General features: G+C 58.7%; 25 protein-coding genes. 15 read left to right on the top strand and 10 right to left on the bottom strand.

Going from position 1 to position 25,013, the window contains the following annotated elements; all coding sequences use genetic code 11:
• The first annotated feature begins 59 nt into the window (after positions 1-59).
• Both LOY31_RS12130 and LOY31_RS12125 read left to right on the top strand, forming a co-directional pair.
• Positions 60-422: a DUF6124 family protein gene (locus LOY31_RS12130; RefSeq protein ID WP_007958158.1), complete on the top strand. Its 363-nt coding sequence runs from the start codon at positions 60-62 to the stop codon at positions 420-422.
• A 487-nt stretch (positions 423-909) separates the two neighbouring features.
• Entirely contained in the window at positions 910-2,460 is a 1,551-nt protein-coding gene (locus LOY31_RS12125; RefSeq protein ID WP_258713347.1) for a TIGR04141 family sporadically distributed protein, read from the top strand.
• A 37-nt stretch (positions 2,461-2,497) separates the two neighbouring features.
• Here LOY31_RS12125 and LOY31_RS12120 read toward each other — a convergent pair whose 3' ends face one another.
• From LOY31_RS12120 to solA, 4 genes are all read right to left on the bottom strand, one after another.
• Positions 2,498-4,123 (bottom strand): DUF2326 domain-containing protein, encoded by a 1,626-nt coding sequence (locus LOY31_RS12120; RefSeq protein WP_258713346.1) that lies wholly within the window; start codon positions 4,121-4,123, stop codon positions 2,498-2,500.
• Entirely contained in the window at positions 4,117-4,338 is a 222-nt protein-coding gene (locus LOY31_RS29480; RefSeq protein WP_408980469.1) for an ABC-three component system middle component 7, read from the bottom strand. The genes LOY31_RS12120 and LOY31_RS29480 overlap by 7 nt, the downstream gene beginning before the upstream one ends.
• Positions 4,335-5,093 (bottom strand): ABC-three component system protein, encoded by a 759-nt coding sequence (locus LOY31_RS12115; protein WP_258713345.1) that lies wholly within the window; start codon positions 5,091-5,093, stop codon positions 4,335-4,337. The genes LOY31_RS29480 and LOY31_RS12115 overlap by 4 nt, the downstream gene beginning before the upstream one ends.
• Before the next feature lie 302 nt (positions 5,094-5,395).
• Positions 5,396-6,559, bottom strand: coding sequence for an N-methyl-L-tryptophan oxidase (gene solA / locus LOY31_RS12110; protein WP_258713344.1), 1,164 nt, complete (start codon positions 6,557-6,559; stop codon positions 5,396-5,398).
• A 193-nt stretch (positions 6,560-6,752) separates the two neighbouring features.
• Between solA and LOY31_RS12105 the strand changes: the two genes are divergently transcribed.
• Positions 6,753-8,084 carry an amidohydrolase gene (locus LOY31_RS12105; protein ID WP_258713343.1) on the top strand — a complete coding sequence of 444 codons (1,332 nt, stop codon included), beginning with the start codon at positions 6,753-6,755 and terminating at the stop codon, positions 8,082-8,084.
• Positions 8,085-8,152: 68 nt separating this feature from the next.
• On the opposite strand, the gene LOY31_RS12100 is transcribed toward LOY31_RS12105, so the two are convergent.
• The 4 genes from LOY31_RS12100 to LOY31_RS12085 form a co-directional block, all read right to left on the bottom strand.
• On the bottom strand, positions 8,153-8,404 hold the full coding sequence (locus LOY31_RS12100) for a pyocin S6 family toxin immunity protein (RefSeq protein WP_085604926.1): 252 nt from the start codon (positions 8,402-8,404) through the stop codon (positions 8,153-8,155).
• A 40-nt stretch (positions 8,405-8,444) separates the two neighbouring features.
• Positions 8,445-8,690: a colicin E3-like toxin immunity protein gene (locus LOY31_RS12095; protein WP_085604928.1), complete on the bottom strand. Its 246-nt coding sequence runs from the start codon at positions 8,688-8,690 to the stop codon at positions 8,445-8,447.
• A gap of 7 nt (positions 8,691-8,697) precedes the next feature.
• Positions 8,698-9,921: a colicin E3/pyocin S6 family cytotoxin gene (locus LOY31_RS12090; protein WP_258713342.1), complete on the bottom strand. Its 1,224-nt coding sequence runs from the start codon at positions 9,919-9,921 to the stop codon at positions 8,698-8,700.
• 91 nt (positions 9,922-10,012) lie between these two features.
• Positions 10,013-10,936: a LysR family transcriptional regulator gene (locus LOY31_RS12085; protein ID WP_258713341.1), complete on the bottom strand. Its 924-nt coding sequence runs from the start codon at positions 10,934-10,936 to the stop codon at positions 10,013-10,015.
• A gap of 105 nt (positions 10,937-11,041) precedes the next feature.
• Between LOY31_RS12085 and LOY31_RS12080 the strand changes: the two genes are divergently transcribed.
• The 5 genes from LOY31_RS12080 (at position 11,042) to LOY31_RS12060 (ending at position 16,027) form a co-directional block, all read left to right on the top strand.
• The gene (locus LOY31_RS12080) at positions 11,042-13,009 is read left to right on the top strand and encodes an alkyl/aryl-sulfatase (RefSeq protein WP_258713340.1); all 1,968 of its coding nucleotides are present in this window, start codon (positions 11,042-11,044) and stop codon (positions 13,007-13,009) included.
• Positions 13,010-13,162: 153 nt separating this feature from the next.
• Positions 13,163-13,801 (top strand): response regulator transcription factor, encoded by a 639-nt coding sequence (locus LOY31_RS12075; RefSeq protein WP_258713339.1) that lies wholly within the window; start codon positions 13,163-13,165, stop codon positions 13,799-13,801.
• Positions 13,802-14,004: 203 nt separating this feature from the next.
• Positions 14,005-14,259 (top strand): transmembrane sensor/regulator PpyR, encoded by a 255-nt coding sequence (locus LOY31_RS12070; protein WP_258713338.1) that lies wholly within the window; start codon positions 14,005-14,007, stop codon positions 14,257-14,259.
• An 82-nt stretch (positions 14,260-14,341) separates the two neighbouring features.
• Entirely contained in the window at positions 14,342-14,857 is a 516-nt protein-coding gene (locus LOY31_RS12065; RefSeq protein ID WP_309475638.1) for a hypothetical protein, read from the top strand.
• A gap of 120 nt (positions 14,858-14,977) precedes the next feature.
• Complete coding sequence (locus tag LOY31_RS12060) at positions 14,978-16,027, top strand: NAD(P)-dependent alcohol dehydrogenase (RefSeq protein WP_085604950.1); 1,050 nt, start codon at positions 14,978-14,980, stop codon at positions 16,025-16,027.
• A gap of 4 nt (positions 16,028-16,031) precedes the next feature.
• On the opposite strand, the gene LOY31_RS12055 is transcribed toward LOY31_RS12060, so the two are convergent.
• Positions 16,032-17,600: a winged helix-turn-helix domain-containing protein gene (locus LOY31_RS12055; protein WP_258713336.1), complete on the bottom strand. Its 1,569-nt coding sequence runs from the start codon at positions 17,598-17,600 to the stop codon at positions 16,032-16,034.
• 251 nt (positions 17,601-17,851) lie between these two features.
• On the opposite strand from LOY31_RS12055, the gene LOY31_RS12050 reads away from it, so the two are divergent.
• The 7 genes from LOY31_RS12050 to LOY31_RS12020 all read left to right on the top strand — a co-directional run bounded on the left by LOY31_RS12050 (position 17,852) and on the right by LOY31_RS12020 (position 24,084).
• A complete protein-coding gene (locus tag LOY31_RS12050) occupies positions 17,852-18,607 on the top strand; it encodes an SDR family oxidoreductase (RefSeq protein ID WP_258713335.1) in 756 nt (251 codons plus the stop codon).
• Between the two features lie 31 nt (positions 18,608-18,638).
• On the top strand, positions 18,639-19,052 hold the full coding sequence (locus tag LOY31_RS12045) for a cupin domain-containing protein (RefSeq protein ID WP_085604959.1): 414 nt from the start codon (positions 18,639-18,641) through the stop codon (positions 19,050-19,052).
• 71 nt (positions 19,053-19,123) lie between these two features.
• Positions 19,124-20,215 carry an HlyD family secretion protein gene (locus tag LOY31_RS12040; protein ID WP_258713334.1) on the top strand — a complete coding sequence of 364 codons (1,092 nt, stop codon included), beginning with the start codon at positions 19,124-19,126 and terminating at the stop codon, positions 20,213-20,215.
• Positions 20,212-21,771: an MFS transporter gene (locus tag LOY31_RS12035; protein ID WP_258713333.1), complete on the top strand. Its 1,560-nt coding sequence runs from the start codon at positions 20,212-20,214 to the stop codon at positions 21,769-21,771. The genes LOY31_RS12040 and LOY31_RS12035 overlap by 4 nt, the downstream gene beginning before the upstream one ends.
• A 61-nt stretch (positions 21,772-21,832) precedes the next feature.
• Positions 21,833-22,348, top strand: a complete 516-nt coding sequence (locus LOY31_RS12030) for a GNAT family N-acetyltransferase (protein WP_085688175.1) — start codon at positions 21,833-21,835, stop codon at positions 22,346-22,348.
• 37 nt (positions 22,349-22,385) lie between these two features.
• Positions 22,386-23,426: a GSCFA domain-containing protein gene (locus LOY31_RS12025; protein WP_258713332.1), complete on the top strand. Its 1,041-nt coding sequence runs from the start codon at positions 22,386-22,388 to the stop codon at positions 23,424-23,426.
• Positions 23,395-24,084 carry a hypothetical protein gene (locus tag LOY31_RS12020; RefSeq protein WP_258713331.1) on the top strand — a complete coding sequence of 230 codons (690 nt, stop codon included), beginning with the start codon at positions 23,395-23,397 and terminating at the stop codon, positions 24,082-24,084. The genes LOY31_RS12025 and LOY31_RS12020 overlap by 32 nt, the downstream gene beginning before the upstream one ends.
• A 46-nt stretch (positions 24,085-24,130) precedes the next feature.
• On the opposite strand, the gene LOY31_RS12015 is transcribed toward LOY31_RS12020, so the two are convergent.
• Complete coding sequence (locus tag LOY31_RS12015; protein WP_258713330.1) at positions 24,131-25,000, bottom strand: TauD/TfdA family dioxygenase; 870 nt, start codon at positions 24,998-25,000, stop codon at positions 24,131-24,133.
• Positions 25,001-25,013 lie beyond the last annotated feature (13 nt).

Raw genomic sequence — 25,013 nt, 5'->3', positions numbered from 1 at the left:
ACCACCCTCGTTTGGTAGCGAGGCTGATGGCTCCACTTTCTCACCCTGGAGTTACATCTATGTTCAAGCCAACACCGAACCCACCGGAAACCGATCCGGTTTCTCCCTACAAATTTCCGGATTCACGGACCCTGAACGAAGCGGCCGAACGCGCGCTCGACCATTACCTCACCCCACAACAACGCATCATGGGCAGCCACCACAAACACGACCCCATGTACATGGCCAACCCGGCGTACAACACCGAATCACTCCTGGCCAACGCCAGCGAATCATTGGGATCGGCCAGTGAAATGCTCAATAACTTTGCGGCCACGCTGGAGCCTGCCCATCGCAAGACTGCGATCGGAATTGCGCAGTTGGTGATGTTGAGTGAGTTGGCGGTGAATCAGGCGTTGGATCATGTTGAGGTGAAGACCTGAAAGCCAACCCCTCAGTCATGACGGCTTAAGAAAACTATGCCAGCCGAAGCTGCCACAGTAAATGGCAGCTATCGGCCAGAAGCGGACGCTCATGGATGAGCGCCCTTGAACGGACTAAGCCTCTCACAAACGAATTTTTCGACGCAAAACTGACGTCGAGGGTGAGCATTGGAAAAATATCGCTGATCTATGCAGGACAAAAACTTGAGGGCCGCGCTATTGCTACTTGACCATGCGATGATTGAAAGCCGTGAGGCATCGGAGTTAATAATGCCTCTGGCGGTGCGCCAAGCACGACCGTCACCGCCATGTTCCGATTATTTCTTCCTGTAGTACACCACTCAGATGGCATGAGGTGTAGTACGTCCTCGCTCGTAAATCTCGAAATTCGCAGGGACCGGTGACTATTAAACATATCGTGCGTTCCTTGACGGAAAGACAAGTAGATGCCAATTTAATTTAAAGGCGAGAGGTCAAGGAGTGACGCGTGAAGATCACAATCAACGTGTTCCTACTCAAAGAAGGGCGTTCCGCCCGGGACGCACTTTCCGATGAGGTTAACCTGCGGCCTATCGCTTTTTCATTGGGCGATGCTGAGTGCCTCTTTTACTATCAGAAAAACCCTTCTCATCCGAAATGGACACAACTGTTCGGCGCCATACCAGAGGTAGCTGGTCTGGACCTTACCGGCAGATCGCTCAAAGCCCTCCTCGTCCTGGCAGTCAATAACAGAGTCTTTTGCTTCACTTTTGGCCACGCTCGGCACCTAATCGATCAACTGGCAATTGAACGTTATTTTGGACTGCGCACGGCACTTAGCTTAACTGATCCACTACTGATTAAATCCGTAGAAAAGTCCAATATTGATCGCACACCGCTGCGCTCAAAAGCGCAGTCCTCTAGACTACTGTCGATATCGGAGTTCGATTTTAAGTTCGACTCCGAGATTCTGAAATCGCTAACCGGCTTCGTGGAGAACGATCAGGATGAAGGCGAGTATGTTAGCGGTTCTGACTCATTGGCGTTGCATTCCGATGTGAAGCTCGAAGACTTCCCAGAGATCGCACTTCGACTGCTGACGGCGTACGAAGACGAGAACTGCAAGGAAAAATACCCTTGGATGGACTTCATCGTCCCAGTACGCGACTCCACGCTGATGGACCAGTTAGATGGTCTTCTAGTCGATGCGATAAATATGGAGCAGTTCGACCGTGTTCGCGCGGCGTCGCCCGAGCTACTTGGCAATGACATTACCGGCTTTGGATATGTAAAACATAGCGCCCGATCTCGCAACGGCCCGGCGATTACATTTGATCTGGATCTGCGGCAGGCGCTACTCGCCAAGCACCTAATGCGAGGTGTCACCCGCCAAGCGCTAACGTCCGAGCGTATCTACCTTTACGGTGCAGATGAGCAACGAGTTGCTGCGTGGCCTCTGTATGCGTGCCTTGAGGCGGAGATCGAGCACGAGAAAAAGATCTATCTACTCAGCGAGGGTGATTGGTACCAGATTGATCGCGATTACACCGAGCAAGTGAACCGTTTCTTTGAAGCTGCAGTTCCTTGCAACCTGGTGTTTCCTCCGTATCGCGCCGACCATGAGGGCGCTTATCTTAGACGCATCGCAGACAATAAAAATTTTTATCTGCTGGATCAGAAGCTGGTGAGGTTGCCGGGTGCTGGTGGTCCATTCGAATTCTGTGACCTGCTCACGCCAGATCACCAAATCATCCACGTCAAGAAGTACTCTTCATCGAGTGTTCTGAGCCATCTCTTTTCTCAGGCATATGTGTCCGCTGAGGCTCTAATCAACACGCCCGAAGTCGTTAAGCAGGTGAATGGCTATCTGGCGGAGTTGGGTGATTTTCAGTTTACCTTCAACACTTCGACGCAACCGCGCAATAGAATCGTGTTCGCTATTATGCAAGCGAACGAAACATTGCACATGCCGTTTTTTTCGAAGGTTAACTTCCGCCAGTTTGCCCAGAGGCTCAGTGCAATGGGATACCAAGTTGAGGTTTGTAGAATCGGTAATTGACGTTAGCTGTGCTAAGGCTAACGTAGCTGATTTTGGGTCAGTCGACGGTGACGTTGCCTTCATCTTTCCGCCAGTCCACGGTGTAAAGCAGCTTCTCAGCGTTCAGATAAAGTACGGCACATGACTCGACAAGCGACTTTGCCGAAGTGGACTCTACGATTTCGCCATCGAGCGAAATGAAGCTTTGTTGGTTCAGAGACTGGTACACGCGAAGTATGTTTTCAATAGCTTTGTTTTCGACGTTTTTAAACAAAATTGAATCGTGAACCAAGAACGGAATGGTCGCGTGTCTTAGCAACGAGATGTCTAAAAGGATTAGGTTGGAGTAAGCCTTGCCTGTACCGGTATCCTTAGGTATTTCATAGCTGTATTTTTCTGGTTTAAGTTCAAGTTTTGGCGAAGCTCTCACCTCCCCATAGATAAAGCTAACCAACTTTTCGATGTCGGTGTTCAGGCTGCCTTCAATGCTTGATAATATGGCTGTCTTTTGCTCTTTAAGACTTTCCTTAAGGTCTTTAATTGTTTTCTTGAGCTCGGAAAATTTATCATACAGCTCGTTTTCCTTGGTGAGTTTAGAAAGATCAAGAGAGATATCAATTACCGAATCAACGATAAAGGCAGGATTGCCAGTGTTCTTTAACGCCTTCGCGATGGCTGCGTTACAGATGGAAATCTGGGCATCAACGACTTCTAATTGCTCAGATAGCTCTTGCTCTTTCTCTTTAATTTCTTTGCGAAGTATGCGAGTCAAGCCATTATGGAAAGACTCAATATTTTCTAGCTTTTCTAGATTAAGCGATGGAATGATTTGAAGCAGTGGCTGAAAACTTCGTCTCGAGATATTTTTATTGTCCTCAAGGTTGGCTCTAACTCGTTCAAGCTCGCTCGAAATAGACATTTTTATTTCGAGCAATTTGTTTTTTTGAGCTTTTTGCTCTAGTACAGCTTCGTCAATCAATTCGTTGATGGAAATCGCCAAGCTGGAGATCTCATTCCTGATTTTATCTAAACGAACTTCATGATCCGCAATATCTTCAGTATTTTTCGTGTATTTCGTCTTTGTGATTTTAGGAATGATGCTTTGCTTCGCCGCCGCGTTGAGAGACTTCTGCTCAGCTAACAGATTGGCCTGTCGGATCGACATATCTTCCAGTGGGCCGAATCGCTGGAACACCTTAATCAACCATTCGATGCACTGAGATCCGCTTTCCTGGTTGAAGTTATGGAGCGGTCTCCTTACGTCTAGGTTTTCACGCCCCCAAACTCGTGTCACCAAAGAAACGACGGTTCGAAAACTAAGATCTTCAATACTGCTAGTGTAGTGGAGCCGCAAAAAATCCAGATAGTCTGGAGTACTAAGTTCGAGTTTTGAACCGTCGGGCTCATGAAGATATAGAAACGTCGGAGTACCAGTATTCCTTTCAAAGATATAGTCTTTATTCAGGCGCAGCTTAAATATGTAACTGTGATGACCCAGTATTTCGGAAACATCTTTGCTGTGGGTTATTAGTGTTTCACCGCCGTAAACGAAATCGATGATTTTAAGAAGTGTTGACTTGCCAATCGAGTTGGAATTGGCGCGATCGCCCACGACAATGTTTAGTTTCTCCTTAAAAGTGATGCGTTTTTCAGTGAACCACTCGCACTCTATGTAAATCAGCATCTTGAAACTATCCCTGTCGTGAGATTTATCTGAAGAGCATTGCTAAGGTATAGGATTTCAATTGCATAAAGAAATAGTTCGATGGAGTCTAAGCTTGAAGCCGTTTTTTTGTACAATTCCCCGAGCGATATTGGATACTCGACGGCAGCGTGCACTTTTTCTGCATAGCCCAGAGATGATTCTGCGAACGGTATAAATTTATTTGGCGTAATCATTCAAAAATCTCGCAGTTTTGAATAAAAAATGACGCGATGATTTCCGAGGCTTCACTCGAATCAGAGCCAGAACGATGACGAATCCAATCTACGATATTCTTGAATATTACTTGTTGGTTCTGTGTTTGCTTCTTTTGCAGGAGGTAGTAAGTTTTTACTTGAAGAGAAATCATGATCGATGAGTCCGGGGACTCTGCTTCCACGAGCTGTAGTTTCTTACGTACGAAGGAAAAATAATTACTGACATTTTCCTTGATACGGTTTTTCGTCAGCCGGGTCATGGTGCCGTTTATCTTCGAGCTGAGTGCTTTTGGCTCGAGACTCAGCTCGACATCCTCATCAGAGACGTGTTCGAGCGCATCAATGATTTTCGCGATTTCGTTCTCAATGGCGTATTCATCCATGAGCTTGGATTGGCGATTACGCTCCATGATGGATTGCTTTAAAGCGACCATCTCCCTGTAGCCATCAACTGTCCTTGGGTTGTCGAACTCAGTATGACAAAGAATACAAAGGGCGATGAGATTGTCTGGGTGATCCACGTTTTGGTGGAGCCTGAACTCATCTTTTAGAAGCTCTAACTCTACAGGCTTTGGATTCAGTGGGTAGATATGTGCAAGTTCATATTTTTTATTCGATGTCTTGGCTTTCTCGTACATCAAGGGCTTTCGACATTTAGGACATTTGGCCGAAACCTCGCCCACCAACATAATGTTGATGTTCTCGGAGAAACTCTTGCGTTTGTTCGTGGGCATGCCCTGATCCTTGAGAGCGAAGCGAGCAAAAGAAGCTAGAGCTGATGATAGCGGAATGAGATCGCTGCACAAAGCTTCTGACTCGTGACAAGACCGTTATCTGCTGCCCTAAATGCTTCAGGAACGGCACTGGCCTGGTGCGCGTGGTTATAGGCCAGCTTTTAGCGAAGGTAAAACTGGCTCAATCGGCATGATAGCTGGATTATATTTGTGGAGCACCCAGATCCAGGAATGTCTGCTTTTGGCCGTAAGCAGGCGTTGCGCATGTCCGCTTATGGCCGATAGCAGTCACTCGCTTTACTTCACTCCCACTCAAACCGCCCCACCGAAAACAACGAAAGATCCAGCTCACTCTCCCCCCGCAAACACCACTGCGCAAACGCCTCCCCCAGCGCCGCCGAGTGTTTGAATCCATGCCCGGAGCACGCGGACACCACCAACGTGTGCTGCAACCGTGGATGCTCATCAATGATGAAATGCCGATCCGGCGTGACGGTGTAGGCGCAAACCGCTGATTTCACCACCCGATCCGTCAGTCCGGCAATCCGCCCCTTCACCTGCTGCTCGTACATCTCGCGTTCTTCCTCGGCCGAGACTGTGCGATCCAGAGTTTCAGGCGTGGATGTGCTGTGATACTGCGCTGTCGCCACTTTCAAACTGCCCTCCCCCGGCAATGCGGGAAAGCCATAGAAGTCGTCGTCCGGGCCGTGAGTGAAGATGAACGTGGGTGAGTGGCCGACCAGTCCTGCGTCGGGCTCGGTTTCGAACCAGAACAGTTTTTGCCGATAGACGCTGAGCAGCCCGTCGAACGGCGCGCCAAGCAAGCCGCCCGCCCAGTTGCCGGCGGTGACCACCAGTTTGTTCGCCCGTACGGTGCGCTGATCGGTGGTGACGGTGACGCCTTGTTCGTCCGAGCTGATGTGGGTCACGGTCTCGCCCTTGTACAGCGTGGCGCCGTGTTGTTCGGCCAATCTGAGTTGCACGTCGATGCAGCGTTCTGGCCGTACAAAACCACCTTCGGGCTCGAAGTAGCCAATGGCGTCATCGCGCACCTGGGCAAATTGCGGGAAGCGCTGGCGGATCTGGGCAGCGTCGAGGACTTCGTGTTCGATGCCGTAGGTCTGCGCCAGGGCGATGGTGCGCAGGGTGAAGTCGGTTTCGTCGGCGGGATCGAAGTCGCGGCTGGAGGTCAGCACCAGCAGGCCGGATTGTTCGAACAGGGACTCGCCCGACAACGCTTCCAGTTTGCGCCAGATGCGGTGGGAGTTGCGCACGATGGGCACGTATTGCGCGCCCTCGCCCACGGACAGCCGGGTGATGCGGGTGTCGCCATGGCTGGAGCCGAATGTGTGCGGCGGATGGTGGCGGTCGATGCCGACCACGTTGACCCCGGCTTTCGCCAGTTGATACACCGTGGCCGCGCCCATGGCGCCGAGGCCGATGACCAGTGCTTCGCATCGTTCCATGATTGATTTCCGCTCAGGCAAAAGAGCCACAGTGAAGCGGATCAAGCGATGGAAAACAATCCGCTGAACGCCGCGCTCAGGCAAAAACGCAAAAAACCAAAAGCCGTGCGATTACCGGCCAGACTCGTTTGTCCCGCCTTGCATCGCGGCATACCCTCTGACACCAATAAAAACCATAAGAGAGAGTCCCGCCTTGATCCGTTTCTGCAAAACCACACTCTGCCTCGCCGTTCTGTCCTCGTTCGTTGCCACTGCCAACCATGCCGCCGATGCGCTCTGGGTCGATGGCGCCGTGAGCGCGGTCAATCAAGAAGTTGTCGATCTGCGCCACACGATTCATCAGCATCCAGAGCTGGGCAATCTTGAGTTCAAGACTGCCGCGCTGGTGGCCGAGCGGCTGAAGGCGTCGAACATTGAAGTGCGCACCGGGGTCGGCAAGACGGGTGTTGTGGGAATTCTGAAAGGCGGATTGCCGGGGCCGGTGGTGGCGTTGCGCGCCGACATGGACGCATTGCCGGTCAAGGAGATGACGAACCTGCCGTTCGCCAGTCAGGCCACCAGCACGCGGCTCGGCAAGAGCGTGCCGGTGATGCACGCCTGCGGGCACGACACCCACACCGCCATGTTGCTGGGCGCCGCGAAGGTGCTGGCCGAGCATCGCGATCAGGTGCGCGGGACGGTGGTGTTTCTGTTTCAGCCGGCTGAGGAAGGTGCAGCGGATGTCGATGAATTCCAGACCGACACCCTGATCGGCGCACAGGCGATGATCCGCGATGGCGCGCTCGATTCGCCCAAGGTCGAAGCGGTGTTCGGGGTGCATGTGATGGCGGGTTATCCGACCGGGCATCTGTTTTACAAATCCGGAATCGTGCTCAACAGCAGTGACTCGTTCCGCATCACGGTCAAGGGCCAGCAGACTCACGGTTCGGCGCCCTGGAGCGGTGTCGATCCGATTGTCGCCAGTCAAGGCATCATCAGCGGATTGCAGACGCTGGTCAGTCGGCGCGTCGACCTGACCCAGGGCATGGGCGTGATCAGTGTCGGTACGATCAACGGCGGTTCGGCGGCCAACATCATTCCCGAGACCGTGGAAATGACCGGGACCATTCGCACCAACAACGCCGACATCCGCGACACGATCCTGAAAAAAATGCCGCCGCTGGTAAACAGCATCGCCAGCGCCTACGAGACCCAGGCTAATCTGCTGCTGGTGAACAATGCGCCCGTGACCACCAACGATCCGACCCTGACCGAAGCCATGATCCCGGCCCTCGAGCTGGCAGCACCGGGCAAGGTCGAGCGCCTGCCCGCCTCCCTGTCGCCGAGCGAGGACTTCTCCTACTACGCACGCAAGGTGCCGGGACTGTTCGTGTTCCTCGGCGCAACGCCGGAAGGCCAGGACATGAGCAAGGCGCCGAACAACCACAGCCCCTACTTCACCGCCGATGACGCGACACTGGCCACCGGGGTGAAGGCGCATGTGCAGTTTGTGCTCAATTATCCGGGGCGGGGTCAGCGGGGCTGATTGGCTTATGTGAAAAGGGGGCGGATGTATTCTCGTGAATACATCCGCCCCCTTTGCTCTCCGCAGTTTCAGTACTTCGCACAGGTGCCCATGAAATACTCCAGACCGCTCGGGAAGGTGACATTCAGCAGGGCTCCCAGTGCCGCTACCTGATCCTCACTCAGTAACAACTCACCAGGTTCCAGTGCGCTCAGGGGCTTGGATTCAATGAGCTGTGTAACTTTTTCATTCATTTCGCTACCGCCGATATCCAACTCGAACTGCAGCGTGTCGTCTTGGACGTCATCCGGGTAAAAGCCGGTTATTGAAAGAAAGAGCATGGCTTGACCCCTTTACTGTCAGTCAGGCTGTCTGTCGGTGCTAGCTGTAATCAAACGAAATTTGATAGTCGTTGGTACTCAGAGCGATCTGATGCTGAAAGTACGGCTGAATGGTCGCAACCCACTTTTCGACGACGTTGAAGCTGCCATTATTGATGTTGCCCTCTACTGGAATGCCTAGGGCATTCAATACTGATTCATCATCCCCCAGATCTCTTGACGACTCCTCGCCCTGGAATTCCTGGGTTGCTGCGTCGTACCACTCCAGTCTCAGTTCCAGTCCCATCTCGTCCTCACAGATATCTTTTTTTGATGCTTCTTTCTTTTATAGGTCCTTCGCGTTGCTCACCCGTGTAGGGATCGAAGGCCCCTAGGTGAGTCCCATCGCTTCGGTACATTTCTAGCTCTCCATGCCTTGAGTCCCATTCGTAGATTTTCTTTCCTTTGGCATCTGTCCAACGCTTGCGAAGTCCTCCTCCGCCCTGAACCGGATTTTTGTCTCTAACTTTTTTCAGGTCTGGAAATGCGGTGATTTGCTCTGTAGTCGGCGGCTTATGGTAGCTATGGCCTGCAGGTGCCAAACCTTTACGTGCGGTGCTCAGTACAACGTATAACGGTTTTACCCCCGACCCCACCGGAAACACCAGAATGAAATCCCGATACTCCGGCGGATAAACCGGATTCACCAGAATCCCGTCCGCCGCTTTCGTCGGCGGATACACCCAGATATGCGGCGCCTGCGGAGCAGCCTCCAGTGCCGGAATACCAAGAATGTCGGAACCGTCCACGGCGGGCGTCCAGACCAGCTCAACACCTTCACCAAGGTCTGCAATAAACCGGCTACCACGTGCCGTGAACTGCACGACATCTACCATTTCCCAATCGCGATTCTTGCCCGTGTAGAAGCCGTAACCCTTGAGGCTCCCGTCGGCCTGCTGTTCAACACGCAAGCGCACACGGGTTCGGGCCTGTTTGAGGGCGAGCAATTGGTCTTCGGTATAGAGCGCGCTGTCGCCCAGGTTCGAGGGCATGAGCATCGCCACCAAACCGAGCAACGGGCTGATGACGGCAGCAGAGACCATCGCGGGCAATGCCTTGAACGCTTCACCGGCGAGGGCGAAAGTGCCCAGCCCCGCAGGAATTGCCGTGCCGCTGATTTTCTTGAGTGCAACCCCTCCGCTGTCATCGGCTTCCCGACCACCGAGCAAAATCAGTTCGCCGTAATCCTTCAGGCTGTCAGTCGGCACCATCCCCGAAGGATTCGAGTAATCAATGATCGCATCCGGCAACTTGCACGATTTGGCAAACACGCAGCCCGCGCGCACCGGCTCAGGCTTGTTCGCCGCCACCTCACGGCTACGCTCGAATGCGTCCTGTCTCGCCAGCATGGCGTCGTACTTGTCTTGTCGTTCTTGCTGATCGGCCAGTTCAGTGGCCGTCATGTAGCGGTAGGTGACGTGATGCCCGTCGCCTGCCGGTGGGTTGGGAACCCGGGGAATGTCCTTTTGACCAGCCACTGATTGTCCTTTCGTTCATGCATCGACAGCCCCTCGCAAGGGGCTGCACGACGTTAACGAAGCAGGAAAATCGTGGCTGTAGGACGTATCTCTAAAAACGTGGGGATTGTTCGACGTGAACGGATTGCATCTCGGCAACAATCGCCTCAATCACACACAAAGCCGTCGGCGACAGGCTTCTACCCTGCAAACTCACCACGCCAATTTCAGAATGAAATCCCGGCCTGTCCACAACATGAAGCTCAATCAAACGCCCCACCCGAACGTCTTCGGCCACGGCGCCATGGATGACGCCGAGGATGGTGTCGGTTGAGCCAGCGACGGTCTTGAGCAACGCCACATCATCACACTCAAGCACGATGGGCAGCGTCTGGCGGGTGGAGATGCCGAGGGTTCGGGCGGTCTCGAGTTTCATCACTTCCGGCAAGCGCGTCGTGGCGATGCCGTAACCTTCCAGTTCGCCCATCGCCACTTTACGCCCGGCCAGAGGATGTTGCGGTCGTACGAAAAAGCCTGCCGAGACCTGGCCCAGCGAACGGATCAGCAGATCGGATTCGGCCGTGAAGTTACGGATATCGGCAACAAAAAATTCGATCGCTTCAGCGCGCAGCCGCGCCTCGAGAATCTGCCAGTTGTTCACTTCCACACGCAGCGTGACCGCCGGGTGATCCAGGCGCAGTCGCGGCACCACTTGATGCATCAACATGGCCGCCGGGAACGGGCCGACGCCAAAGGCGAGGCTGCCCAGTTGGCGATCGCTGTAGAGCGCCATGTCCCGCTCCAGCGACCGGGCATCGAACAGCAGCTGCCGCGCCCGCTCGATCAGAAACTGCCCTGCCGGCGTCGGGCGGACGTCGCCGGTGTCGCGATCGAACAGGCGCTGCCCGGTTTCGCTCTCCAGCGCCTGAATGCTGCGGCTCAGGGCCGGCTGGCTGAGGTGAACGCGTTCGGCGGCGCGGCCGAAATGACGTTCATCGGCCAGCGCGAGAAGGTGTGACAGTCGTTTGAGGTCCATTCGCCCGATGCTAGCGACGCATTATCCGGATGTAAACAATGCATTGGATACATCACCGCCCTACCCCTAGGCTGGAGCGCATTCGACCCTCGGAGAACAACAAGAATGAAACCGACCCTCTACACGATCATCGCCCTGACGCTGGTCTCCCTCGGCGGCTGTGACAACAAGCCGAGCGTCGCTGCGGGAGATGCCACGCCCGCCACGGCAGCGGTGATCCAGGCGTCGATCAAGGGCCTGGACCTCAGCGACAACCGCGACATGGAAGATGCCCAGCGCGGTTTCATCGCCCGGCCCACCGGCAAGATCCTCGGCGCTGACGGCAATGTCCTGATCGATTTCGATGCGTACCGCTTCGTCGAAGGCCAGGCGCCGGCCACCGTCAACCCGAGCCTGTGGCGGCACGCGATGCTCAACGCGCAGATCGGTCTGTTCAAGGTCCGCGACGGGATTTACCAGTTGCGCGGTTTCGACATCGCTAACATGACGCTGATCGACGGGCAAAACGGCTGGATCGTGGTCGATCCGCTGACCTCCCGGGAATCCGCCGCCGCAGCGCTGGCATTCGCCCGCGAGCATCTGGGCAACAAGCCTGTCACCGCGATCATTTTCACCCACGACCATGCCGACCATTTCGGCGGTGTGCTGGGCATCACCTCAAGCAGCGAAGTCGCCCAGCGCAATATTCCCATCGTCGCGCCTGCCGGGTTCATGGAGGAAGCCACCAGCGAAAACATCCTGGCGGGCCCGGCGATGGCGCGGCGTTCGATGTATCAGTTCGGCAAGAACCTGACGCCGGGCGCCACCGGCATCGTCGACACCGGTCTGGGCAAAAACGTCGCTTACGGCAGCATGGGCATCCTGCCGCCGACGCAGATCATCGACCAGCCGATCGAGCCGCTGGTGCTCGACGGCGTCAGCTTCGTGTTCCACAACATGCCCGGCGCGGAAGCCCCGGCCGAGCTTACCTTTTCGATCCCCGCGCTCAAGGCGTACGGCGGTGCGGAGCTGCTGGCGCAGACCATGCACAACCTGCTGCCGATCCGTGGCGCCAAGGTGCGCGATGCGCGGCGCTGGTCCGACTACACGCAAATCGCCCTCGACGAGCTGGGCGACACCGAGGTCTACTTCGGTCAGCACAACTGGCCGATCTGGGGCAACGAGCGGATCCGCGAATTCATCACCAAGCACCGCGACGTCTACAAATACCTGCATGACCAGACCGTGCGCCTGATGAACGCCGGCTATACCCCCAACGAGATCGCCGACAAGATCCAGTTGCCGGATTCGCTGGCCTCGTACTTCGGCACTCGCGGCTATTACGGCGACCTGCGCCACAACGTCAAGGCGATCTACCAAATGTACCTGGGCGCCTACGATGGCAACCCCGCGCACTTGAATCCTCTGGTGCCCAAGGAATCCGCCAAGCGCTACGTCGAATTGATGGGAGGTAACGCCAAAGTAGTTGAAGCCGCCCGCGTGGCCTATGACAAGGGCGAATACCGCTGGGTCGCCGAACTGCTGGATCAGGCCGTGCTCGTCAAACCCGACGACACGGCCGCGAAGGAACTGCTGGCCCGCGCGTACGAACAGATGGGCTATCAGGCGGAATCGGCGACCTGGCGCAACAGCTACCTGACGGCGGCCATGGAGCTGCGCAACGGCCCGCCGACCAAGGGCGTCAAACGCTCCGACCTGATCGAATTGATGAAGCAGACGCCCACCGAACGCTTCCTCGAAGCCATGGCCGCAAGCCTCGACGGGCCGGCGGCGGATGGCAAGAACTGGACGTTCAATCTGGTCCTGACCGATACCAATGAATCGTTCGTGCTGTGGATCGAAAACGCCGTGCTGCACTACCGAAAAGGCCCGACGGCGGCGAACGCCAACGCAACGCTGACTGTCACCAAGGACCTGTTCGTCCAACTGCTGGGCGGCACCGCCGGGCTGAAGGAAACGCTCACTTCCGATGATCTGAAGGTGGATGGCAGCAAGGTCGATCTGGTGAGATTTCTGGGGTTGCTGGAAAAGGCGCCGGGGAATTTCGCGATTGTCGCCCGGGCAGGAAACTGACCCAACGAGGCCATCGATCGAAGGAACACGCGTTCGATGGCCTCTGGACGGTTACCCAAGAAAAATCCAATGAAAACCGGAGGCTCGGGCAAAGTTTTCCATTGAGTTGTTCAGCATCCTGCGCAACCCGATCGCCGCGAAGCCATCCAGCGTATGGAAGTAGAATCAGCACCCGACCAAAACCCGGAACCCATCGTTTTCATCATCGATGATGACGCACCTCTGCGCGAGGCCCTTGGCAGCCTGTTGCGCTCCATCGGCCTGCAAGTCGCGCTGTTCGGATCGGTCGCCGACTTCATGAAATTCGAGCGACCTGACCTGCCCAGTTGCCTGGTGCTCGATGTGCGATTGCAAGGCACCAGCGGGCTGGTCTTTCAGCAGGCGCTCGCCGAAGCCAAAATCGGTTTGCCGATCATTTTCATGACCGGGTACGGCGACATCGCCATGACGGTTCGCGCCATGAAAGCCGGTGCCGTCGACTTCCTGGAAAAACCGTTTCGCGAGCAGGCAATGATCGATGCCGTGGTCGCCGCGCATACGCGGGACAGGTCGCGCCGCGAGTGCGAACGCCGCCATCATGAATTGCGCACACGCCACGGGACACTGACGGTCAGAGAGCAATCGGTGATGGCATTGGCCGTTTCGGGCTTGATGAACAAACAGATCGCCAGTGCCATCGGCCTGAGCGAGATCACCGTGAAAATTCATCGCAGTCAGGCCATGCGCAAGATGCGCGCGCAGTCGTTCGCCGATCTGGTTCGAATGGCCGAAAGTCTGGGTATCAACCATTAAATATATAGTCGTATATATACGTTGGTATGACTTCTCCATACGCTGGAAGGATAAAACCAGACTTATGCAACATGGTTGATCCCTACCGCCAACAGTAAAATCCCTCCATCAAATGCAACGCCCTGCAAAGTCATTGACTTCGCGGTTTCCGTTCGCGCCGAAACTTGTCCACCCACTCATTAACTCAGGGATGGCTGATCAACATGTATGACTTTTTTGAAGACTCGCATCGCGTGCTGAAGTTGTCCCACGTATTGCTGATCGGCGGCCTGGGCATGTTGATGGCGGGGATTTTCCTGGCTTATGTGTTTGACGCTCACCTGACCTTGCCCGCGCTGGTCGGCGCGCACGGTATGACGATCCTCGGACCGACCGCGATCAAGTTGGGCTATGTGATGCGCCTGATTGCGTACAACCGCATTCGACTGGCCGCGCAGGAACACGGCATTCCTCATTAGAAGAATTCGATTGAATTCAAACCTGTCTGGTTGCACCCGGAAGTTCATTAACGAAATCCCACCACGACTCAGGATGATCACGATGAAAACTATTGGATTGGTATTACCCGTCGCCATTGTTTCAGCCACCTGGATAGTTGCCACTCATGCATTCGGGGCAAGTTGTCTGCCGGATATGCCGGTTGCCAACAGGCAGGAAACCAGTGCTCCGGATTCAGAAACTTCATCAGTGCAACAGTACCGGGCCAGAAAGGCGCCTACCCAGATTGCCGAAGGGGGTTCGGATCGGCTGATGGAACGCCGCGTCGCCGAGGGCGGATCGGACCGACTGATCGAACGCCGCGTTGCCGAGGGCGGCTCCGATCGCCTGCTCGAACGCCGTGTTGCCGAAGGTGGCTCCGATCGCCTGCTCGAACGCCGTGTTGCCGAAGGCGGTTCCGATCGCCTGCTCGAACGCCGCGTCGCCGAAGGCGGCTCAGATCGCCTGATCGAACGTCGCGTTGCCGAAGGCGGATCCGACCGCTTGATCGAACGCCGGGTAGCCAGCAATCAGTACGACGCCGCGATGAACATGCGAATGCATTTCTCGATGGACTGACGTGATTTCACCGAAATCGATCCCGCAGGATCAGGCAAGTAATCGGTAGAAATGCATTACAGGCTGTGCGAGCAATCCGGGAAGAATGGTCCTTCGACACATTCATCAAGGACTACTCCCATGCTCGTACACGCCTACGGTGCCCACGCCGGCGATAAACCCCTTGAGCCGATGCAGATCAATCGCCGCGCGCCGGCGGCCCATGATGTGCAGATCGATATCGCCTTCTGCGGCATCTGCCACTCCGACCTGCACCAGGTGCGCGCCGAATGGGCCGGGACGCAATTCCCGTGCGTGCCGGGGCACGAGATTGTCGGCCGCGTTTCGGCAGTCGGCGCCCATGTGTCCGACTACAAGGTCGGTGATCTAGTGGGTGTCGGCTGCATCGTCGATAGCTGCAAACACTGCGACGACTGCGAAACCGGTCTGGAAAACTACTGTGACGGCATGATCGGCACCTACAACTTCCCGACCCCGGACGCACCGGGCTGGACCCTTGGCGGTTATTCGCAAAACATCGTGGTGCATGAGCGTTACGTGCTGCGCATCCGCCATCCTGAAGCTCAACTGGCCGCCGTCGCGCCGCTGCTGTGTGCGGGCATCACCACGTACTCGCCGCTGCGTCAGTGGAACACCGGGCCGGGCAAAAAGGTCGGTGTGGTCGGTATCGGTGGCCTGGGCCACATGGGCATCAAACTGGCCCATGCGATGGGCGCGCATGTCGTGGCGTTCACCACCTCCGAGTCCAAGCGCGAAGCCGCCAAGGCACTGGGCGCCGATGAGGTCGTGGTGTCGCGCAACGCCGAGGAAATGGCCGCGCACACCAAGAGCTTCGACTTGATCCTCAACACCGTCGCCGCGCCTCACGATCTCGACGCGTTCCTGGTGCTGCTCAAGCGCGACGGCGCCCTGACGCTGGTCGGCGCACCCGCCTCGCCGCATCCGTCACCGAACGTGTTCAACCTGATCATGAAGCGCCGGACCATCGCCGGTTCGATGATCGGCGGTATTCCGGAGACTCAGGAGATGCTGGATTTCTGTGCCGAGCACGGCATCGTTTCCGACATCGAGCTGATTCGCGCGGACCAGATCAACGCGTCCTACGAGCGGATGCTGCAGGGCGATGTGAAATATCGTTTTGTGATCGATAACGCGACGCTGGCTGGCTGAACCGTTACTCCGGCAACCCCGCCAACCGCAAACCTTCGGCAAACCGGGCAACATCTTCAGGCCGTTGAATGGGCAGCCACGCGCTCAGGCTGGACACCCGCAAAGTCGGATCCAGCTGACGCACCCGTTCCATGGCCTGCCCGGCTTTGTCGGTTCGCCCACTCAGCGCCTGGCTTGCGGCGATCAAGGCCGGCGCTGCCAATAGACTGGGCAGGTTTCCCTGCGCTTTCTCGGCCCAGGAAGCCGAGAGTTCAAAACGACCAGCGAAGAAGTGCGCCAGCGCCATGCCCACCTGCATGCGGAACATTTCCGGATCCAGCGGGCTCAGGCGCACGGCATGTTCGAGGTTGGCAATGGCGGCGTCGGTTTCGCCACGCAGGGCGCGCAGGATACCGCCGAGAAACCACGCTGGGGCCAGGTTGGGATTGAGCAGTCGAGCCCGATCGAGCAAGGCGATGCCACAGTCGACATCCCCGGTCAGATGGGCCAGGGCATGACCGCTGCGGGTCAGCGCCACGGCGTCGTCGCGCCCCAGCTCCACACCCATTCGCGCCAGCCGCGCACCTTCGGCGATTTCCCGGGGCCGGTCGGTCATCCAGCCGTTGAGCTTACGCCAGAAGTGGCACCACGCAGCCATGCCATACGCCGAGGCAAATTCCGGATCCAGTTCAAGCGCCCGGTAGAACAGCGCCAGCGACTGCTCGATCGCCTCACGGGTGCCGATGTGCAGCTTGGCCGTCCCCCGCAGGTAGTAATCGTAGGCATCGAGGCTGTCAGTGGGCTTGCGTTTGGCCCGCTCGATTTCCGCGCGTTCGAGCTGCGGCGCGATGGCGCCCACAACGCTTTCGGCCACTTGGTCCTGGAGTTCGAAAATATCGTCGAGCAGACCTTCGAAGCGCTCGGCCCACAGGTGCGTTCCGCTGCAGGTATCAATCAACTGGCCTGTGATGCGGATCTTGCTGCCGCACTTGCGCACGCTTCCTTCCAGCACATAACGCACACCCAGTTCCTGACCGACACCTCGCGCATCCACCGCCCTGCCCTTGTAGGTGAAGCTGGAGTTGCGAGCGATGACGAACAGCCAGCGCAGGCGCGACAACGCGGTGATGATGTCTTCGACGATGCCGTCGGCGAAGTAGTCCTGTTCGGGGTCGCCGCTGAGGTTCTGGAATGGCAGGACGGTGATCGAAGGCTTTTCCGGCAGGACAAGTGTCGCGACCACCTCGGGTTTCGCAGGCGCTTCAGGCGTATTGACGGGGCTTTCGCACGGGATGATTTCACCGACAAAGCGATAGCCCTTGCGCGGCACCGTGCGCACCAGACGCTGTTGCTCGCCGGTGTCGCCGATGGCCTTGCGCACGGCGTTGATGTGGCTGGTGATGGTCGATTCGGAAACGATCCGGCCACTCCACACCGCGCTCAACAGTTCGTCCTTGCTGACCACCCGCTCGCGGTTGCTGACCAGCAGCAACAGCAGATCGAAGACCTGCGGCCCGACAGTCACAACCTCCCCGCGCCAGGTCAGTTCCCGGCGCTGCTGGTCGAGCACGTAGTCTTCAAACACGAATGGCACGGTGGCTGTTCTCTGGTCTGGCGCCCCCGACTCCGTGTCCGAGCGGGCGATTGTCGTGCGCTCAATGATACGGCAGACCCTGGGCCACCGCACCGGTCTGCACGCTGGTCTACGCATCTGCCGACGGATTGGCCTGTCTGGACAGAAAACCAAGGCAAATCCAAGGTCACCACAAGGATTTGCTGAAGCGCCAACGGCATGCTCAACCCACATCGACAGCAATGGTTGCCGTCGGCAAGTGGAGAGATGCCATGAAGATCGTCGTTATCGGAGGCACCGGCCTCATCGGATCGAAACTTGTGAACAATCTGCGCGAACGCGGCCACGACGCCCGCGCCGCCTCCCCTAACACCGGCGTCAACAGCATCACCCGCGAAGGCCTGGCCGAAGCGATGGACGGCGCCCAGGTGGTGGTCGACGTTTCCAACGCCCCTTCGTGGGAAGACCAGGCCGTACTAGACTTCTTCGAGAACTCCACCCGCAACCTGCTCGCCGCCGAAGCCGCCGCCGGGGTTCGCCATCACGTGGCGCTGTCGATCGTCGCCAGTGAGCGCTCGCCTGCCAACGGCTACTTCCGCGCCAAGGTCGCGCAGGAGAACCTGATCAAGGCGTCGAGCATTCCGTACACCCTGCTGCGGGCCACGCAGTTCTTCGAATTTGTCGGCGGCATCGCCCAATCCGCCACCGTCGGCGAGGAAGTGCGCCTGTCCCCGGCGTTGATTCAGCCCATGGCTTCTGACGACGTCGCTGCTGCACTCACCGACGTTGCCCTGGCAGCGCCGATCAACGGCACGCAGGAAATTGCCGGCCCAGAAGCCATGCCGCTCGACGAACTGGTCCGGCGTTTTTTCCACGCCACCCACGACACCCGCAAAGTGATCCCGGACGTCCACGCCCGTTACTTCGGCGATGTGCTCGACGACCAGTCGCTCACCCCCGGCAGCAGCAATCCACGCCTGGGCCCGACCCGCTTTGAAGACTGGCTGGCGAAATCGACCCAGCGCTGAAACACCCCACCTGATTTGAAGGAGTATCGCCATGTTCAGCCGAATCCTGCTGGCCGCCACGTTTGCGGCCCTTTCAATCTCATCCGTCTCGGCCGCCGAGCCGCAGGGGGGCAAGGTCACCGTGGTGTTCGACCGCGCCCTGCCCAACGTTCCCGGCAAATCCATGCGGGGCGTGCTGGTGGAATACGCGCCCGGTGGATCGTCGCCGGCGCACTTTCATCCGAAGTCCGCGTTCATCTACGCCACGGTGCTAGAGGGCGCCGTGCGCAGCAAGGTCGGCGACGCGCCGGAGAAAGTCTACAAGGCCGGGGAAAACTTCGTCGAACAACCGGGTGATTTCCACGCGGTGAGCGCCAATGCCAGCACCACCGAACCGTCCCGTCTGCTGGCGGTGTTCGTGCTCGACAGCAGCGAGACCGAACTGGTCAAACCCGTCAAGCCGTAACCGATCCATTCGCCAATCCACCTTCGGCAGCCCGACTGCCGGAGGTGTCGGCTTTGAGCAGGACCCCGATCATGAACGCGCCCCAGCCCACCACCGCCAGCACGACGCAGTCCGAAACGACGCCCGCGACACCGCGCCAAGGCAAGCGCAAGGCGGCAGGACTACTGTTGTGCGCCGCCGCTCTGGCGATTGTGGCGGGCGGTTATGCCGTGCTGTACGGCGGCAAAAGTATCTCGACCGACAACGCCTATGTGCGTGGCGATGTCACGTCCCTGGCGGCCAAGGTTGCCGGCTACGTCACCCGCGTCGAGGTGCGCGACAACCAGTCGGTGCAAAGCGGCGACGTGCTGTTTCGCATCGACGATCAAGACTATCGCGCCCGCCTCGCCCAGGCCGAAGCCAACTTCAAGTCGGCGCAGGCGCGCCTCAGTGATGTCGATGCCCAGACGCAACTGCAACATGCGCAGATCCGTCAGGCCGAGGCCGAGCGCCGCTCCGCCGCCGCGCAGATGAACCTCGCCGGCAAGACCCACGACCGCAACCGCAAACTGATCGCCAGCAATGCCGTGAGCATGGCGCTGGTCGATGAGACGGCGGTGGCCCAGACGCGCGCCTCTGCGGCGGTGGACGCTGCTTCGGCGTCGGTCGAGGCTCAGCGCCAACGCCTCGCCGTGCTGCTGGCCCAGCGCGGCGCGGCCCTCGCGGCCATGGCGCAGGCCGAGGCGGCGCAGGATCTGGCCCGGATCGACCTGGACAGCACCGTGGTGCGTGCGCCCGTCACCGGGGTGGTCGGTAACCGTCAGGTGCGGGTCGGCCGTTACGTCACGCCGGGGGTGGCCTTGCTCGACATCGTTCCGGTGCAGGACGTGTGGGTCGTGGCCAACTTCAAGGAAACCCAGCTGGAGCATATCCAGCCCGGTCAGCCGGTGCGGATCACCGTCGACGGCTACCCCGACGACGTGCTGGAGGGCGTGGTCGACAGCTTTGCCCCCGGCAGCGGCTCGGCCTTCAGCCTGTTGCCGACCGACAACGCCACGGGCAATTTCGTCCGGGTGGTGCAGCGGGTGCCGGTGAAAATCCGCCTCGCCAACAACCCTTTGCCGGGGCGCATCGTGCCGGGGCTGTCGGCGCGGGTCGACGTGGAGCGTGGAGACGGGTCATGAACCGGTCTGCCGCAGCCCGGCCCGGCGTGTTGTTGATGATCGGCATTCTGCTGGCCAGCCTCACCGAAGCGATCGCCGGCACTGCGCTGGTGCTGGGCCGCAACGACATCATCGGTGACACCGCCGCCACACCTGACGAATTTGCCTGGCTGGACATCGGCTACACCGGGTTCAAGCTGATCGGTTTCCTTACGGCGTCGTGGCTGCTGGCGCGCTTCGCCCCGCGCAACGTCATCGTCGCTGCGACCCTGGCCATGGGGTTGGCCTGCGCCATCGCTGCCGGCAGCACGTGGCTCGATCTGCTGATAGCGCTGCGCATCCTGCAGGGTTTTGCCGGCGGCACACTGCTGGTGGCCGCTCAGGTGCTGATCTTTCGCAGCTACCGGCGCCAGCTGCAACCCGCGCTGCAAGCGCTGTTCGCCATCGGTGCAGTGGTCGCCTCCGCCACGTTGACGCCCGCCCTGCAAGGCTGGCTGGTCGACAGCCAGTCATGGAACTGGATTTTCCTCAGCGTCGTGCCGCTGGCCATGATTGCCAGCGGACTGTTACTGATCACGGCCACCCCGACACCCGCCCGAGCCAGCCAGCATCCATTCGACGGTCTGGGCGTGCTGCTGAGCGCCACCGCCCTGCTCTGCTTCACCTACGTGCTCAGCCAGGGCGAACGCTGGGACTGGTTCGAAGCGCCGCGCATCGTCTGGCTGACGCTGGTCGGCAGCGCAGCTCTGCTCGGGTTTCTCGGCCAGCAACTGTTGATCAGCGGCAAAGGCGTGCTCGACTTCAGTCTGTTCAGGTCGAGCGATTTCTCGTTCGCCTTTATTGTCAGCTTCGTCGCAGGGGCAGCGCTGTTCGGCAGTGCCTACCTGATTCCGGCGTTTGCCGTGTCAGTTCTGGGTTTTACCCTCACCGAGGCCGGCCTGCTGCTGTTGCCCAGCGGCGCACTGTTTGTCGGCGCGTTGCTGATCGCGGCCTGGCTGATGCAGGCGCGCGGCGTGGCGCCGTTTGCCACGGTGCCGTTTGGCATCCTGATGATCATGATTGCCATGTGGCTGTTGTCCGGTTCGACCCGCGAAAGCGGCAGCGCAGACATGATGGGCGCCATCCTGCTGCGTGGGCTGGGGCTGGGCTTTCTGTTTCTGTCGATCACCCTGATCGCGTTCACTCACCTCAACAGCCGCAACCTGGCGGCCGGCATCGGTCTGTTCAATACCGGCCGGCAACTGGGCGGTCTGATCGGCGTGGCCGGGCTGCAAACGCTGATCGAACACGGGCATGCGGCCAACGCCGTGATCCTGGGCAGCAGCGTCACACCCGGCAGTCCCGCGCTCATCGAACGGCTGACAAGCACCGGCGCCTGGCTGACGGGCAAAGGCATGGAACCTGCGGCGGCGGCCCGTGCCGCGACCAGTCTGCTGGGGCGGACGGTGTCGGAGCAGTCGCTGGTGATCGCCTTCGACAGTGCGTTCATGGCAGTGACGTTGCTGTTTGCGGTGGCGGCGCCGCTGCTGGTGGCGATCAAGATCGGCTTTGCGAAACACGCCGGATCAAACCATTGATCTTTCGCCCCACACCCAGTAAAAAACCGTCTTCCCTTTCCGCCCTTGCAAGGAGCAGCGGATGCTCGAGCTCACCACGCAACGCCTGGACCTGCGCACGATGGTCGAATCCGACTGGCCGCTGTTCCTCAGGCTGCATTCCGAGCCGCAAACCATGCAGTACGTGTTCGGTGAAATCGCCGAGGACCAGGTGCGCAAAGGCTTCGAGCATCGGCTTCCGGCCTGGGGGCCGCAGTCGGATCACTGGTTGTGTCTGGTGGTGACCGACAGGGCCAGCGGGCAGGAACTGGGCGTGACCGGATTTCGCATCCTGTCGCCGGGGCATGCCGAGGTCGGTTGCCTGCTGTTGCCGGAACATCAGGGCAAAGGCTTTGGCACCGAGTCGCGCCAGGCGATCATCGACTATGCCGCCGCCATCGGCCTGGACTCGTTGGAGTCGACCGTGACCGACGGTAATATCGCGTCCTGCAAGGTGTTGGAGAAATGCGGTTTTGTATTCGAGCGCCGCGTGCCGCAGGCCTATCAGATTGGAGATCAGTGGTTTGACGACCTGATCTACCGCTATCAAATCAGCTGACCCCGTTTTATCAGCGACCGCCAAGGAGGCCCTCGTCGTGAATCCTTATCAATGCCTGCCACCCCGCGCTTTCTGGCGCACCGCCGTGGCTGACAAGCCCGCGCTGAACATCGATCAACTGTGGACGCCACAATTCGAGATCGGCAACAAGGACGCCATCGTCACCGCTGGCTCGTGTTTCGCCCAGCACATCGGCCGGGCGCTGGTAGAGCGCGGCATGAACTGGCTGGATGCGGAACCGGCCCCGGCCGAACTGCCCGCAGCCGACTGGAAGGCCCACAACTACGGGGTGTTCTCGTTCCGCACCGGTAATCTGTACACCCCGGCGATGCTGTGCCAATGGCTGGAATGGGCGCTGGGCGTGAGCCTGCCGCCCGACGAAACCTGGGCCCATGACGGGCGTTTCTTCGACCCGTTCCGCCCTGCCGTGGAGCCCGAAGGTTTTGCCAGCGAGGAAGCGCTGTTCGCATCGCGCGAAGCCACCCTCGACGCCATCCGCACCGCCCTGCGCCGAGCCAAAGTGTTCGTGTTCACCCTTGGCCTGACCGAAGCCTGGCAAAATCGTCAGACCGGGCTGGTGTATCCCGTGTGCCCCGGCACCGTGCAGGGCACCTTTGATCCGCAGCTGCACCGCTTCTGCAATTTCGGCTTCATGGACACCTATGGCGACATGGTCCGGGCGCTGGAGTTGATGCGTTCGATCAACCCGCAATTGCGCGTTCTGCTCACCGTGTCACCGGTGCCCCTGACGGCGACGGCCACAGGCGAGCATGTGCTGAGCGCCACCACCTATTCCAAATCGGTTCTGCGCGCCGTCGCCGGGCAACTGTGCGAAGACCTGCACGACGTCGACTATTTTCCCTCCTACGAAATCATCACCGGTACACCGTTCAAGGGTGCGTTCTACCAACCCAACCAGCGCGAGGTCACGCCCGAAGGCGTGGCGTTCGTCATGCAGCAGTTTTTTGCCGGGCTCGACGCGGTTCAACCCGTGCACACGCCGGCCAGCGTTCCCTCCACCTGCATATCCAGCGAGGAGCTTGTCTGTGAAGACGCCGTGCTCGATTACTACGCCTAGGTTTCTGCTGCTGGGCGACTCCCATGCCGGGGTCATCGGCAAGGCGGCGCAGGCCCGCGAGCTGCCTTTCAGTGGCGGGCCGCTGGGCACCGGCCGGGATTTTGCGGTGGACTTTTTCAGCCTGACCCGCCATGACGTGGTGTTTCGGGAGGCCGAGATGGAGCGCCTGTATCGCCAGGCCCTTGAGCCGTTCGAAGTGCCGCAACTGGCGAAGGTCGGGGTGCCGCTGGTGAGTACCATTGGCCTGAGCCTGCACTACCTCGCCACCGCGCCGAACTGGACGTGTTACCAGACCCCGGACGGCGAATTAGACGGAGGTTTTCTCGCAGGTCCCCTGTTCAAATCCATTGTCGATACCCTGTCCCGACCTGCGCTGGCGTTCTATGAACAGGCCCGTGCGATGAACCTCAAAGTGTTCGCCGTGCTGCCGCCGCAGCGGGTGCCGGAGTTGTCCGATTCGCGAGTGTTCATGGCGGCGCAGGCGCTGCTGATCGAGCGCCTGCAAGGACTCGGCATCGAGCTGATCGACGTGCGCGAAGCGGCGAACGATGAGCAGGGTTTTCAGCGTTCGGCGTACTGCGAAGTGGATGACCCGCTGCACGGGAATCTGGCGTTCGGCGAGTTGATTGTCGAGCAACTGCTCAAACAAGGACTGTGAATGACCGGTGGGAATGGCATCGCCGCTCCCACCGGTTTATTTAGGCTCAAGACATGGGCTGAGTCCCCAGAATCGTCACCCGCTCGCCATACCGCGAGTGCGGGAAATAATCCCAGACCGCATGGTGCTGGGTGCAGCGGTTGTCCCAGAACACCAGGGTATTCGGCGCCCAGCGCACCCGGCAGCTGAGGACCGGTTCGCGGGCGACCAGATCGAACAGCATGTTCAACAGCACCTGACTTTCACCGCCAGACAACTGGACGATGTGCGAGGTAAACCCGGAATTGACGAACAGCGTTTTGCGCCCGGTTTCCGGGTGGCGAACCACCACCGGGTGTTCGGTTTTCGGCAAGTTGGCCGGCGCCTCATAACCCTTCCATGGGATCGCGCCGTCGTGGATCGCCGTCAGTTCGCCAAGAAACTGCTGCATCGTCGGCGACAGCATTTCCAGCGCCAGGTGCATGTTGGCGAACAGCGTGTCGCCGCCGGTGCCGATGGCCGGGGTTTCCTTGACGTACAGCATCGAGCCCATGGACGGCGCCAGATCGGCGGTGCCGTCGGTGTGCCAGGTTTCGCCGGCCACGTAGCGCGATTGCGCATTGGCGCGGATCACCACCAGCTCCGGGTCATCGCCGTCGATGTCCTCCACCGGCAGCGCCCGCAACTCACCGAACAGCCGGCCAAACGCCTTGTGCTCGTCCACCGTCAGATGTTGATCGCGGAACACCACCACGTGGTTCTCCAGGAAGGCCCGGCGGATTTCCGCGAGCTGCTCGTCGCTCAGCGGCTGCGAAAGATCGACGCCGCCGATCTCGGCGCCGATGATCGGCGTGATCCGCTCGACCGTGATGTGCTGATACGGCGCGCGCCGTTCTGCGGCGATGCGCTCGATTGCCTTGAGTGCCAACTGATCCATGTTCCCTCACCTT

Origin of the sequence: Pseudomonas sp. B21-021 (genome assembly GCF_024749205.1) — a bacterium.
In the GTDB taxonomy this organism is placed as follows: domain Bacteria; phylum Pseudomonadota; class Gammaproteobacteria; order Pseudomonadales; family Pseudomonadaceae; genus Aquipseudomonas; species Aquipseudomonas paraglycinae.
Note: the sequence above shows the minus strand (reverse complement) of the source record. Positions and strands in the feature narration are given on the sequence as shown.

Bases quoted from the DNA above. Each gene is read 5' to 3' on its own strand.
- LOY31_RS12130 (WP_007958158.1), top strand. From the start codon at position 60: ATGTTCAAGCCAACACCGAACCCACCGGAAACCGATCCGGTTTCTCCC.
- LOY31_RS12120 (WP_258713346.1), bottom strand. From the start codon at position 4,123: ATGCTGATTTACATAGAGTGCGAGTGGTTCACTGAAAAACGCATCACT.
- LOY31_RS29480 (WP_408980469.1), bottom strand. From the start codon at position 4,338: ATGATTACGCCAAATAAATTTATACCGTTCGCAGAATCATCTCTGGGC.
- LOY31_RS12115 (WP_258713345.1), bottom strand. From the start codon at position 5,093: ATGCCCACGAACAAACGCAAGAGTTTCTCCGAGAACATCAACATTATG.
- solA (WP_258713344.1), bottom strand. From the start codon at position 6,559: ATGGAACGATGCGAAGCACTGGTCATCGGCCTCGGCGCCATGGGCGCG.
- LOY31_RS12100 (WP_085604926.1), bottom strand. From the start codon at position 8,404: ATGCTCTTTCTTTCAATAACCGGCTTTTACCCGGATGACGTCCAAGAC.
- LOY31_RS12095 (WP_085604928.1), bottom strand. From the start codon at position 8,690: ATGGGACTGGAACTGAGACTGGAGTGGTACGACGCAGCAACCCAGGAA.
- LOY31_RS12085 (WP_258713341.1), bottom strand. From the start codon at position 10,936: ATGGACCTCAAACGACTGTCACACCTTCTCGCGCTGGCCGATGAACGT.
- LOY31_RS12080 (WP_258713340.1), top strand. From the start codon at position 11,042: ATGAAACCGACCCTCTACACGATCATCGCCCTGACGCTGGTCTCCCTC.
- LOY31_RS12075 (WP_258713339.1), top strand. From the start codon at position 13,163: ATGGAAGTAGAATCAGCACCCGACCAAAACCCGGAACCCATCGTTTTC.
- LOY31_RS12070 (WP_258713338.1), top strand. From the start codon at position 14,005: ATGTATGACTTTTTTGAAGACTCGCATCGCGTGCTGAAGTTGTCCCAC.
- LOY31_RS12065 (WP_309475638.1), top strand. From the start codon at position 14,342: ATGAAAACTATTGGATTGGTATTACCCGTCGCCATTGTTTCAGCCACC.
- LOY31_RS12060 (WP_085604950.1), top strand. From the start codon at position 14,978: ATGCTCGTACACGCCTACGGTGCCCACGCCGGCGATAAACCCCTTGAG.
- LOY31_RS12050 (WP_258713335.1), top strand. From the start codon at position 17,852: ATGAAGATCGTCGTTATCGGAGGCACCGGCCTCATCGGATCGAAACTT.
- LOY31_RS12045 (WP_085604959.1), top strand. From the start codon at position 18,639: ATGTTCAGCCGAATCCTGCTGGCCGCCACGTTTGCGGCCCTTTCAATC.
- LOY31_RS12040 (WP_258713334.1), top strand. From the start codon at position 19,124: ATGAACGCGCCCCAGCCCACCACCGCCAGCACGACGCAGTCCGAAACG.
- LOY31_RS12035 (WP_258713333.1), top strand. From the start codon at position 20,212: ATGAACCGGTCTGCCGCAGCCCGGCCCGGCGTGTTGTTGATGATCGGC.
- LOY31_RS12030 (WP_085688175.1), top strand. From the start codon at position 21,833: ATGCTCGAGCTCACCACGCAACGCCTGGACCTGCGCACGATGGTCGAA.
- LOY31_RS12015 (WP_258713330.1), bottom strand. From the start codon at position 25,000: ATGGATCAGTTGGCACTCAAGGCAATCGAGCGCATCGCCGCAGAACGG.